The sequence below is a fragment of the Saprospiraceae bacterium genome (genome assembly GCA_016714025.1).
Lineage (GTDB): Bacteria > Bacteroidota > Bacteroidia > Chitinophagales > Saprospiraceae > Vicinibacter.
The window spans coordinates 152,530-165,038 of record JADJOB010000001.1; the positions used below are offsets into that span (position 1 = coordinate 152,530).

The 12,509-nt window shown below is 36.5% G+C and carries 10 protein-coding genes; 5 read left to right on the forward strand and 5 right to left on the reverse strand.

The features are described from left to right. Together IPJ80_00600 and nhaD are read right to left on the reverse strand one after the other, a co-directional pair. Complete coding sequence (locus IPJ80_00600; GenBank protein ID MBK7911981.1) at window positions 1-3,102, reverse strand: glycosyl hydrolase; 3,102 nt, start codon at window positions 3,100-3,102, stop codon at window positions 1-3. Window positions 3,103-3,112: 10 nt separating this feature from the next. Beyond that, the gene (nhaD, locus tag IPJ80_00605) at window positions 3,113-4,381 is read right to left on the reverse strand and encodes a sodium:proton antiporter NhaD (protein ID MBK7911982.1); all 1,269 of its coding nucleotides are present in this window, start codon (window positions 4,379-4,381) and stop codon (window positions 3,113-3,115) included. A 271-nt stretch (window positions 4,382-4,652) separates the two neighbouring features. On the opposite strand from nhaD, the gene dusB reads away from it, so the two are divergent. The 4 genes from dusB to IPJ80_00625 are packed head-to-tail and all read left to right on the forward strand — an operon-like array spanning window position 4,653 to window position 8,039. Beyond that, window positions 4,653-5,666 (forward strand): tRNA dihydrouridine synthase DusB, encoded by a 1,014-nt coding sequence (dusB, locus tag IPJ80_00610; GenBank protein MBK7911983.1) that lies wholly within the window; start codon window positions 4,653-4,655, stop codon window positions 5,664-5,666. After that, window positions 5,663-7,093 (forward strand): HD domain-containing protein, encoded by a 1,431-nt coding sequence (locus IPJ80_00615; protein MBK7911984.1) that lies wholly within the window; start codon window positions 5,663-5,665, stop codon window positions 7,091-7,093. Before dusB ends, IPJ80_00615 begins: the two co-directional genes overlap by 4 nt. 38 nt (window positions 7,094-7,131) lie before the next feature. Next, entirely contained in the window at window positions 7,132-7,575 is a 444-nt protein-coding gene (locus tag IPJ80_00620) for a hypothetical protein (GenBank protein MBK7911985.1), read from the forward strand. 5 nt (window positions 7,576-7,580) lie between these two features. Next, window positions 7,581-8,039 (forward strand): DUF1772 domain-containing protein, encoded by a 459-nt coding sequence (locus IPJ80_00625; GenBank protein ID MBK7911986.1) that lies wholly within the window; start codon window positions 7,581-7,583, stop codon window positions 8,037-8,039. A gap of 128 nt (window positions 8,040-8,167) precedes the next feature. Here the strand turns inward: IPJ80_00625 and IPJ80_00630 are convergent, their stop codons facing one another. Beyond that, window positions 8,168-9,076, reverse strand: coding sequence for an EamA family transporter (locus IPJ80_00630; protein MBK7911987.1), 909 nt, complete (start codon window positions 9,074-9,076; stop codon window positions 8,168-8,170). 195 nt (window positions 9,077-9,271) lie between these two features. Here IPJ80_00630 and IPJ80_00635 point away from each other — a divergent pair, with 195 nt between their 5' ends. Continuing rightward, window positions 9,272-11,317 carry a hypothetical protein gene (locus IPJ80_00635; GenBank protein ID MBK7911988.1) on the forward strand — a complete coding sequence of 682 codons (2,046 nt, stop codon included), beginning with the start codon at window positions 9,272-9,274 and terminating at the stop codon, window positions 11,315-11,317. A gap of 41 nt (window positions 11,318-11,358) precedes the next feature. Here the strand turns inward: IPJ80_00635 and IPJ80_00640 are convergent, their stop codons facing one another. Together IPJ80_00640 and IPJ80_00645 are read right to left on the reverse strand one after the other, a co-directional pair. After that, entirely contained in the window at window positions 11,359-11,763 is a 405-nt protein-coding gene (locus tag IPJ80_00640) for an RNA-binding S4 domain-containing protein (GenBank protein MBK7911989.1), read from the reverse strand. Then, on the reverse strand, window positions 11,744-12,505 hold the full coding sequence (locus tag IPJ80_00645) for a polyphosphate kinase (protein ID MBK7911990.1): 762 nt from the start codon (window positions 12,503-12,505) through the stop codon (window positions 11,744-11,746). Before IPJ80_00645 ends, IPJ80_00640 begins: the two co-directional genes overlap by 20 nt. Between the last annotated feature and the right edge of the window lie 4 nt (window positions 12,506-12,509).

Genomic DNA, 12,509 nt, shown 5'->3' on the forward strand with positions numbered 1-12,509 from the left:
TTATTTAATTTCCTTTGGCTTAATGACTTCTAATTGCAAATCGAGTATGGCTTGATTAAACTGCTTTAGTTCTTGTGTTTTCAATAAATTAAATGCATTCAATTGATCCGCAATGAGTTTGTCAAGTTCTTGTCTGCAGGCTTCTGCCTGGTCGGTAGGCGGATACGAACCATGAGCCGTTAAATCAGAAAGATGAGCTAGCTTGTTGGTCAATTTAATTGGATAATTTATGGGATCTTGATTGCTTCTGCTTTTAGTTTGGTACAATTCATTTTCAATGCTTGTTAGACTGCTGTCTATCTTTGTTTTTAACTTGGTGAGCCGTTCATATTCTAAATTTTTATTCAAACTTGATGTAAAGTCATTTAATTGCTTACGGATGTCTCTGATTTGAATTATGCAACGATGCGCTTCATCCAAACGATCTCTGACTTTCTTTACAAACTCATATTGCAGTTGAATGTCTCGAGCTGACACAGGATATATAGGATCAGCTACGATTTCAAAATTTGTTGAATCTATATTAGAACGACTGTGAATATGCAACTTATAGATTCCAGGCAATGCACGTGGCCCCGATAAATCAGCACCCCACATGACCATACCGTCAAAACTTTTGGCAGGCTGCACTCTTGGATTGATAATCATTCGATTGCTTCCCGAAATAAGATCCAATTTATATTCATTCGATTCCGGGAAATTTGAATAAACACTCACAGTATCATTTCTCTGATCAATACAATATAATTTAATTGTATCCTTTGGATATAAGGTATCTATGTAATAATGCACAATCAAACCATTTGGATGATTGGTACCGTTTGTCAATGATTCAAAAGTTCCTCCTCCCATTCGGATCATAGGTTTTGGTTGAAACAACAAAGTCTGAGGCTTGGTCACATTCATTGATTGAATTTGCCGCAATGGATTGATGTCATCAATCATCCAAATACTACGTCCCTGTGTTGCTGCAATGATAAAATTTTCGCGAATCGTTAAATCTGTAATTGGAACGATTGGTAAATTTAATTGAAATGGTTTCCAATTGGAACCGTCATCAAATGACAGATACATGCCATACTCTGTGCCTGCAAATAAAAGTCCTTTGTTTTTATGGTCGGCGCGGATGACTCTTGTAAAATGATCACCGGCAATTCCATTGACGATTAGTTTCCAGGATTTGCCATTGTCTTCAGTTTTAAATAGGTATGGTTTAAAATCTCCATTTTTATATGCTGTTGCAGCTAAATAACATCCTGCTTCATTGAACGGATCTGCTTCGAGGCTATTTATTTGCGTCCATTCAGGTAGATTGACCGGTGTCACATTCATCCAACTTTGCCCTCCATTTTTTGTTAAATGAACCAAGCCATCATCTGAACCAACCCAAATAGTACCTGATTTAAGCGGAGATTCTACCACGGAAAAAATGGTACAATAATATTCAACAGATGTATTGTCTTTCGTGATGGGCCCACCCGAAGATTTTAGTTTTGAAGTATCGTTGCGAGTTAAATCCGGACTGATCGTTTCCCACGACTGTCCTTCATTTTCTGTAACATGCAATTTATTGGATGCGCAATATAATCGCTTTGGATTGTGGGGTGAAAAGTAAATCGGGAAGTTCCATTGAAATCGATATTTTAATTTTTCTGCTCCATGTCCAATTGGATTATCCGGCCACACATTAATATTTCTAGAAATCTTTTTTGAATGATCGTAACGAGTTAAATAACCACCATAAGATCCTCCATAAACGATTTCAGGATTCAATGGATCCACAGCAATATGACCTGACTCCCCCCCTGCAGTAGGTTCCCAATCTTCCCTTCCGATAGAATAATCAGACGTTCGATGAGCAATCCGAATGGTACTATTATCTTGCTGAGCTGCATAAATGCGAAATGGAATGTGATTGTCTGTACTTATGCGATAAAACTGAGCCGTTGGTTGATTGTCCAGCGAAGACCAATGACGTCCACCATCGTCTGTAATTTGAGCACCCCCATCATCAGCTAAAATCATACGCTGTGAATTTTTTGGATTAATCCACAAGTCATGATGATCCCCATGATTTGAAGGCATCGTAACAAATGTTTTACCACCATCCATGGATTTATGAAAAGACACATTTAAAACGTAAACAATATTTTCATTCTGTGGATCTGCATACACTCTTGAAAAATACCAGGCCCGCTGCCGCAATTCTCGATTGCTATTCACAATCGTCCAATTTTGACCGCCATCATCGGATCTAAACAATCCACCATTTTCATTTTCAACCATGGCATAAATGCGATCATGATTCGACCCACTGACACTGACGGTTACTTTACCCCAAAGGCCTTCAGGGAGTCCTTTGCTTTTTGAAATATTCTTCCAGGTATCTCCTCCATCCATACTTTTCCATAATGCAGAACCATTTCCACCACTAGATAATTGATAGGCATTTCGTTGCACATTCCAGCTTCCAGCATATAAGATGCGAGGATTTTCCGGATCATATACTAAATCGCTGATTCCTGTACTGTCATTTATAAATAATACGCGTTTCCAGATTTTACCACCATCAATGGTTTTATAGATTCCACGATCCGGACCTGCTTTATAAACATTTCCCAACGCTGCCACTAATACAATTTCTGAATTTTTAGGATGTGTGCGGATTCTTACGATGTGCTTTGTCTTTTCTAAACCTATTTTAATCCATGTCTTCCCGCCATCTTCAGTTTTCCAAATGCCATGTCCGGAACTCATGTTTCCTCGAATCGTTTCCTCCCCTTCTCCAACATAGATTACATTAGGATCTGAAGCAGCCACTTCAACTGAACCAATGCTGCCTCCAAAGAAACCATCAGAAATGTTTTTCCAGGTTGAACCCCCATTGGTCGTTTTCCAAACCCCACCCCCGGTAGCACCCATGAAATATTCATTCGGTTTGTTTTCAATACCTGCAACTGCACATGACCGACCTCCTCGAAAAGGTCCAACCAATCTCCATTGCATGGATTTATAATATTTTTCATCCCATTTCATCTGCGCATTAACATCACAAAGAAAAACAATGAATGAAGCCATTAATATTAGTAATCTTGTTTTCATACGAATCAAATTAAATAGCAAAATAAATCCACACCCACCCTGTTAAATAGCCAATCAATGCCAATAGGCTTATACGCTTTAAATACCATTGATAGCTTATTTTTTCTATACCCATGGCAGCAACTCCAGCTGCTGAACCTATGATTAATATACTTCCACCTGTTCCAGCTGCAAATGCTAATTCATGCCAGAAATGATGATCCAATGGTAAATCATACATTCCAATAGCGCCTGCTACTAATGGCACATTATCGATCACCGCAGAAAGGATTCCTAGAACTAAAGCAATGACTGCGGTATCCTGAATGTAGTTATTTAAAAAATCAGCTAGTACTTTTAGCTGGCCTATTACTTCCAAAGCAGAAATTGCCAATAATATTCCAAGAAAAAATAAAATACTTGGAATTTCAATTCGAGAAAGTGCATTTCTAACGGTAGGTTTAGAAAAATCCTTTTGCGGTGGATACAAGGAAGGCAAATCCAATTCGGAAATTAACCAAATCACCGCAAGTGCACCCATCATACCAATAAATGGAGGCAAATGAGTTAAGGCCTTTATGATCGGCACCAAAATCAACAATCCAATACCAAGAAAAAGAAATACTTTAGAAGCTAGGCTTGCTAATTCTTTAGGTTTCTCTGGTAATTCTACATTTTGTTGGAATCGTTTATTAAATCTTACAATACCAATTGGAATTGCAATACTTAATATAGATGGGATTATTAAAAACTTAATCAATTGTAAGGTACTTACTTTGTGCTCGATCCATAACATGGTCGTGGTTACATCACCAATTGGAGACCATGCTCCACCGGAATTTGCCGCTATGACAATAAATCCTGCAAACCAAAATCGATCTTCCTGATGAGATAATATCTTTCGGATCAGAGAGACCATAACGATGGTTGTAGTTAAATTATCCAAGACAGCAGAAAGAAAAAAAGTTACTATGCTGATAATAATAAGCAAGGTCCATTTATTCTTAGCTTTTATCCATTGAGAAATTACATCAAATCCATGATGAAGGTCAACCAATTCTACAATAGTCATTGCGCCTAATAGAAAAAACAGAATGGAAGCAATTTCACCAAAATGATGAATTAAAATACTGGATACATCGACACCACTTTCAGTTACTGAATCCGGGGACAAAGCAATTAATATCCAACAAATTACCCCTGCTAATAAAGCACTGACTGCTTTGTCTATTTTTACCTTATGTTCAAAAATGATTAATAAATATCCAATTAAAAAAACAAGACTAATTGCTAAAATCATGCTGCTCTGATTTTTTTTGCAAGGTACTAAGATTTATAGAGGAAATTTGAATATATCAACGAGTTATTAGTCTTCAATAACAATCACCGAATTATTATTTGCCTTTATCAATACAACTCAAGGTTTCATATTTTATTATTTGATTATTTATATAAAAAAATGGCCTTTTATGAATTTGAATAATTGTACAATTCATTTTACCATTTTTTAACCAGTCTATACAATGGCTCAATACTTCAATTTGGATGCTTCTGGTTACCTTTGCAGCTCCATGCAAAAATCGGTTACTATTGGACCAATCGCATTGCCAGAATTTCCCCTCCTTCTGGCACCTATGGAGGATGTCAGCGATCCTCCTTTTAGGGCGCTGTGCAAACAACAAGGCTGCGATCTTATGTTTACCGAGTTTATTTCGGTTGAAGGATTGATCCGAGATGCCCAGAAATCTCTTCAAAAACTAGATATTTATCCTGAGGAACGCCCCATCGGTGTTCAGATTTTTGGTGCAGAATATGATTCTATGATGAAGGCCGCAGAAATCGTAGAAAAGGCACAACCCGAAATCCTCGATATCAATTACGGCTGTCCGGTACAAAAGGTAGTTTGCAAAATGGCGGGTGCTGGCATTTTAAAAGACGTGCCCAAAATGGTTAAGCTAACAGAAGCGGTCGTCAAATCGACCAATCTTCCGGTTACTGTTAAAACCCGCTTGGGATGGGACGATTCCATGATATTTATTGAAGAAGTGGCCGAGCGCCTTCAGGACATTGGTATCAAAGCCTTAACTATCCATGCGCGGACCCGGTCCCAAATGTATAAAGGGGAAGCTGATTGGAGTTGGATTGCTAAAGTCAAAAACAATCCCAGAATGCATATCCCAATCTTTGGAAACGGAGATATCGATCATCCTGTCAAAGCATTAGAATATAAAAACCGCTATGGGGTAGATGGACTTATGATTGGCAGGGCCAGTATTGGATATCCCTGGATATTTCGAGAAATTAAGCATTTCTTTAGTACTGGAAGCCTCCTTGCGCCTCCAACTGCTTCTGAACGTGTAGATGCTGCTCGTCAACATTTAATCAATTCTATAAAGTGGAAAGGTGAAAAATTAGGGGTATTGGAAATGCGCAGACACTATACCAATTATTTTAAAGGATTGCCCAATGTAAAAGAATTTAGAATGCGATTGGTTACCGAATCAAATCCACAACGAATTTTAGAAATATTGGATCAGCTTGAAATTAGTTATACTTTAGAACCTAATCTCGTTTTTCAGGAATGAATCAATCATTGATATTTAAGCTTGACGCATCTGAACAAAAAATTCTGTCTATCATTTCTGAATCCAGTAAAGAATTAGATGTAAAAGCCTATGCAATTGGGGGCTTTATCCGTGATAAAATTATTGGCAGGGATTCAAAAGATATCGACATCGTATGTATTGGAGATGGAATTGCCTTGGCTGAACATGTGGCTAGTAAATTTCGTCCAATGCCAAGTGTTAATGTGTACAGTCGCTTTGGCACGGCAATGATCAAACACAAAGAATTGGAAATTGAATTTGTAGGTGCCCGAAAAGAATCCTACCATGTAGATTCCCGCAAACCAACTGTTTACAGTGGAAATTTAAAAGACGATCAATTGCGTCGTGATTTTACAATTAATGCCATTTCAATAAGTCTCAATGCTGAAAATTATGGAGAAATCATAGATCCGTTTGATGGGATGAAGGATATTGAACAAAAAATAATTCGCACCCCAAACAATCCTGAACAAACTTTTTCCGATGATCCGTTGCGAATGTTACGCGCAATCCGTTTTGCAAATCAATTATTATATAAAATTGAAGACAAAACATACGAAGGCATCATTCAATCAAAAGACCGATTAAAAATTGTATCCCGGGAACGAATAACTGCTGAACTTGAAAAAATATTGGAATGCGATAAACCTTCAATTGGATTTGACCTCTTATTTAGGACAGGATTATTGGAATTAATTTTACCTGAATTGGTTTTATTGCACGGTGCAGAATACCAAAATGGAAAGGGACATAAAGACAATTTCTACCATACCTTGCAAGTAGTTGATAACCTTGCTTTAAAAACCAGAAACATTTGGTGCAGGTGGGCAGCAGTGTTTCATGACATCGCCAAACCGCAAACCAAACGATTTGATCCAGAACATGGGTGGACCTTTCATGGACATGATGCCTTAGGTGCCAACATGATACCAAAATTATTTAAACAGCTGCGATTGCCCCTGGATCACAAGATGAAATATGTACAAAAATTGGTACGCTTGCATTTAAGACCAATTGCTTTAACACAAGAAGAAATATCTGATTCAGCATTAAGACGCCTGCTATTTGAAGCCGGGGAAGATTTAGAAGATTTGCTGCTATTGTGTGAGGCTGACATTACTTCAAAAAACATTACTAAAGTTAATCGCTATCTAAATAATTATTTGATAGTCCGGGAAAAACTTTATGAATTGGAAGAACGCGATCGGATTCGAAATTGGCAACCTCCTGTAACCGGAGAAGACATAATGAAAACATATAACATTAAACCCGGACGCGAAATAGGACTTATTAAAACGGCTATTCGCGAAGCCATACTCGACAATCAAATCCCAAATACACGAGAGGCTGCTTTGAAATTAATGGAAGAAAAAGCGATGGAATTAGGTTTAACAATTAAGAATTAAAAATTAAGAATTAAGAATTAAATATGAAATATTTTGGTATTGTGATATTGATATTCTTTTTTTTACAATGTGGCTTTGGTCAAACCCTAAATCCAAAATACGACTCTGTGCTGGCTAAAAAACTCATGGCGGATGATTATGGAATGAAAAAATATGTTTTTGTTATTCTCAAAACAGGACCAAATAAAACAACTGACAAAGCATTTATTGATAGTTGTTTTACAGGGCATTTCAAAAACATGGGAAGACTTGTAGATTTAGAAAAATTGATTGTAGCTGGTCCATTCAAAAAAAATCAAAATGAATTTAGAGGACTATTTATTTTAAATGTAACTACATTAGAAGAAGCACAACAATTGCTTGATACTGACCCTGCAATAAATGGAGGTTTATTGGTTCCGGAGAGTTATATTTGGTATGGATCAGCAGCCATACCAGAATATTTGGATGAATCGGATAAAATTTGGAAATCAAAACCTTGAGTAAAATGAAGCACTTACTTATTCGTTTTTTATTGATTTTAATTGCAGCTTTATTAGCAGGAACCAGTTTTGGATTATGGATGGGAATAAAGCCGGAACAATATTCACAATCAGCTTATCTCGAGCTCCAACGAAATTTGGTACAATCATTAAATACTTTGATGATTTCCCTGGTAATTCTTGCATTCATATTATCACTACTTGACGGCTATTTCAGTCGCAAACAAAAAATCAATGCAATTTGCTTATTCATTTCGGCTGCTTGCTTTTTAGCATGTATATTAATCTCGCGATTTGGAAATACCCCAATCCAATTACAAATATTTGAATGGAAAGCAGAAACATTACCAGACAACTGGACCCATTTAAGGGATCAATGGTGGTTATTGCATAAATTGAGGACTCTCTGTGAACTCATTGCACTCGTTCTTATCAGTTGGATTACTGTATTTAAATCAAATTAAGAATTAAAAATTAAGAAGTAAGAGAGCATAGCGTTCATCCAGAGTAGAAGTGGAATGAATTATGTGTTCCAGATTTTTGGTAAAATTCTTAAATTGTAATAGATTTAAAATTCAAAAGATTCAATAATTTATGATGGTTTACCAGATTGGATTTTTATCAACCCATTAATGATCACGACACCGGTTAAGATACAAATCAGACCAACAATATCATTTATACCGAGTTTTTCTCCGTCAAAGAAACCAACAAACAAGGACACGAGTGGCATTAAATAGGTTACACTCGCTGCAAACATAACGTGTACTTTTTGAATCAACACATTAAACAATGCCATAGCAACCGCACTTCCCAATACACTGAGTGCTACTAAATGATAAAAGGCATTTCCAGAACTAATGGCCAATGGGATTTGTTGAAATGAGCCATTCCAAAACGACAACGGGATACAATACAATGACATAAAAAAATACATCAGTGTAGTCATTTGAATCCCTGAAATGGAACCGAGTTTTGATTTAATGGTATTTCCGTTTAAACCATACAATAAAGGCGAAGCAAATGCAACTAATAAATAAAGTCCCTCTGCTCGGATTTCGGCATTGGGTTTTAAGAGTATTAATGAAAAAGCACCTATCAGTGCTATGATCGTACCGATTAATTTAGATCGCTCGTTTTTAACACCAAAAAATAATACACCAATTCCAAATGTACAAATTGGTGTGAAGGCATTGATAATCCCTGCCAATGAACTGGAAATTTTTTGCTGCGCAAAAGGATATAAAAATGCAGGAAGAAAAGCACCTATAAATCCTACAAAAAATATCATGGGATAGTTTTTGCGTTCAACGCTTTTAAGTGCTTTAAGTAAAAAAGGACTCAAGGCAATTGCAGAAAATACCATCCTTAAACTAGCCACTTGTGAAGGATTAAATGAAACTAAACTATGCTTAATAAAATAATAGCTAAAACCCCAAATAATAGTTAAAATAATAAGTAAACTCCAGGCAAAAAGACCTGGTTTTTGAACTGGAACCATAAGAAAAAAGCATTTAGTTTGAGCGCATTAAAATTTATACGAATACCTAAAAAGCATACTCCAAAATAGAAAATAGCTTATCAAAGATTGGTCAAATTTTACATATTTTCACGAAGAACTTTAGATTATTAGTTTTTTGTATATTTGCTAGCCCCCTAAATCCGACGAATTAATTTTAATACCAAAAACAGGGCTATGAATACCTCCCCACTCCATGCATTTTTACTATTAATCGTTAGCTTAACCACTGTAAGTCAAACTTTTGCAGATTTCTCACTCGTTTGTCCGCCGGATGTAACCGTCAGTTGCCGGGAAGATTATCTGCATGACTTGAATGTATATGGAAAGGCTTATACGGACTACAATGGCATCATTCAATTCCAGCATGATTGTAAAACAACCATTGAAATTGATGATTGTGGCAAGGGTACAATTAAACGCGTTTGGGGTGTTGAAAATCCAGAAAACTGGAAATGGCTTAGCTGTACACAGGTTATCACTATTAGTAATGCAACTGGATTTGGCTATGCGGACATTACCTGGCCTCAATCTTTGATCATTCGAGCTTGCAATCCACAAAATGAACTGAAAAATCTTCAAGCTCCTTATGATAAACCATCCTGGGAAAGACCTAAATGTTCAAAACCGATGGTTTCATATAAAGACACCCGTTTTCGTGTTGATGAAGGCTGCGAAAAAATTGTGCGGGAATGGAAAATATTGGATTGGTGCCAATACGACCCAATCAATTATCCGGGCAGAGGAGTTTTTAGTTATACTCAAGTCATTAAATTAATCAGTGTGCCCGACACGCTTGCTTTGTTATGTGAAAAAGATACGGTTGTATTAAATAATCGGACCTGCGACACCCTTTATGTAAAACTCGATTCAGCAATTTTTCAATCATCGTGTCCGGTGTATCATAAAATATACAACACGTCCAAGTATGCAATTAATTCAGGTGCAGATGCCAGTGGTTATTATCCAAATGGCATCACTAAATTTTTCTATATTGCTGAATATGCCTGCGGTACAGAAATAAAATGTGAAGTAACTGTTGATGTAAGAAATAAAATTTTACCCACACCCTACTGTCTTACTGGTGTTATCCTCACCTTGATGCCCGTTGATCAAAATCAAGATGGAACCATTGACGAAGGAATGATCGATGTTTGGGCTTCCGATCTTGACAAAGGCAGCTGGCATAGTTGTCCAGGACAAAAATTAAATTTCTCATTTTCTAAAGATGGATCGGATCGATCAAGAACCTATACTTGCAAAGATGTTGGTATCCAGGATGTTGAAATTTGGGTCACGGATACGCTTGGCAATCAGGATGTTTGCAAAACAAGCATTGAAATTCAAAACAATAATCCTGCAATTCCAAATTGTGATGGAAATTTAACAGGAGGCAAACGAAGTCTTAAAGGTCAAGTGCTTTTCTACAATACACCTTCACCCGGCCTTTTACAGCTTAAGTTGATCGACAATCAACAAATCCGAGAAACAATGTTACATGCAAACAATCAATATCAGTATGCATTTGATGACCTGAATTCTAAAATGGACTATACATTAATTTTAAATTGCATGAGCAAAGATGAGCAGGCCATTGATTACAATGACTTAAACTATTTAAGAAAAATTATCAACGGTCAAATTATACCTACATCACCTTATGCATATTTTGCTGCTGATATAAACTCTGATCAAGAAATCAATCAGTTAGATTACAATTTATTGCGCCGGGTCATTAATGCCAGAAATTCACAATTGATTCCTAACATATGGAAATACATATCTTCGGATTATGTATTTAAAAACAGTTCCAATCCATTGGCTGAAATCCATGATTTTAAAATTCCTATTGATGTACATCATCATGATTTAGAAAAACAAGCCATCGTTGCAATCCGCACCGGAAACCTCATTAATCCAGTTGAAAAGAAATCTGACCTGGAGGATCGCAACAACGAGCAATCCAAAGAATCGTTTGAATTGCTTCAATTAAATTACCTAAAGCAATTGAATGCAGTCGAATGGCAACTGAATAGTTCACAAGCCCTTGAAATTGAATTGAATTGTTTTGGTATCGATGGAAAAATTTTATATAATTCTAAACATGCCCTAACTAAAGGAATCAACACCATTCAAGTTCAACTTCCTTATATTGGTTTGGGATTATATCAAATACGTAGTACAAGTCAAGTCATTGCCGGTAAAATGATACTTTCTAAGTAAGATACTGCAAATTTTTATTGACTGTTAAAATTAGACAAGGTTTAGATCTCATCAAAATCTTCAAATGCAAAGGTTTTGAAGTCATCAATTTCGCGTCGTTCTTTTTTGGTTGGTCTGCCAGCGCCGCGTTCCCTTTGCTCTGATTGTGCTTTTCCCGTAAACCAGGCTGCATATTTATTAAGTTCCTCTTCAGATGTTTTGTTTTCATAACAGGCTGCTGCAAGTGGAGCTCCTACCCGTTTATCAATAATTTTTTGAATTTTTATTAAAAACTGAAATCCATTTTTGCGAACTTCCAATAAGTCTCCGACTGTTACAAAATGAGCAGCTTTTAATGGAATGGCCTTGCTACTGATTTTTCCATTTTTACATGCTTCAGAAGCTAATGTCCTGGATTTATAAAATCGGCAAGCCCAAAGCCATTTATCAAGTCTTGTCTTTTCCATTTTCTAAAATCAATGGAAATGCGGGGTTTAATTTTTTTAAGGTATCATAGACCTTTTGGGCAACAAAATAATTGCGATACCATCTGGAATCAGATGGAACCACGTGCCATGGAATTGCAGAACCATTGATCGCTGCTTCATAGTATCGCATGTATTTATCCCAAAGTTTGCTTTCTTCAAAATCGGCAGGGTTAAACTTCCACTGTTTTTCCGGATCAATTCTTCTTTCTTCTAGCTTTTCTAATTGCCTTTCATGAGAAAGATGTAAATAAAACTTAAGGATCGTTGTTTCGTTATCTTCTGTTAGTAATTTCTCAAAATTATTAATCGCTTCCAATCTTACAGCTGCTCGCTTATCGTCAATCCATTGATGCACACGTTGAATTAGAATATCCTCATAATGACTTCTTATAAAAAGTTTTATTTGTCCTTTTGCAGGAGTATTTTTATGAACCCGCCACAAAAAATCGTGAGCGAATTCTTCTTCTGATGGCTTTTTAAATGCATGAGCGTCAACTACTAAAGCTGGACAGGCCATAAATACGGATTTAGCAACACCATCCTTTCCACTGCCATCCATCCCTTGCAAAATAATTAATAAACTATGCTTCTTTTCTGCCCAAAGCATTTCAGACATTTTCCCGATTTTAGTCACTAAATCATCTGTTTTCTTCTGGACAGATTTTTTATCCGCATTCTTTGGGGATTTGGTAGAAATTTTCGATAAGATTATTTTTGGCATACTT

Excerpts from the sequence above, each read along its gene's own strand:
- IPJ80_00600 (MBK7911981.1), bottom strand. The coding sequence starts at position 3,102 with ATGAAAACAAGATTACTAATATTAATGGCTTCATTCATTGTTTTTCTT.
- nhaD (MBK7911982.1), bottom strand. The coding sequence starts at position 4,381 with ATGATTTTAGCAATTAGTCTTGTTTTTTTAATTGGATATTTATTAATC.
- dusB (MBK7911983.1), top strand. The coding sequence starts at position 4,653 with ATGCAAAAATCGGTTACTATTGGACCAATCGCATTGCCAGAATTTCCC.
- IPJ80_00615 (MBK7911984.1), top strand. The coding sequence starts at position 5,663 with ATGAATCAATCATTGATATTTAAGCTTGACGCATCTGAACAAAAAATT.
- IPJ80_00625 (MBK7911986.1), top strand. The coding sequence starts at position 7,581 with ATGAAGCACTTACTTATTCGTTTTTTATTGATTTTAATTGCAGCTTTA.
- IPJ80_00630 (MBK7911987.1), bottom strand. The coding sequence starts at position 9,076 with ATGGTTCCAGTTCAAAAACCAGGTCTTTTTGCCTGGAGTTTACTTATT.
- IPJ80_00635 (MBK7911988.1), top strand. The coding sequence starts at position 9,272 with ATGAATACCTCCCCACTCCATGCATTTTTACTATTAATCGTTAGCTTA.
- IPJ80_00640 (MBK7911989.1), bottom strand. The coding sequence starts at position 11,763 with ATGGAAAAGACAAGACTTGATAAATGGCTTTGGGCTTGCCGATTTTAT.
- IPJ80_00645 (MBK7911990.1), bottom strand. The coding sequence starts at position 12,505 with ATGCCAAAAATAATCTTATCGAAAATTTCTACCAAATCCCCAAAGAAT.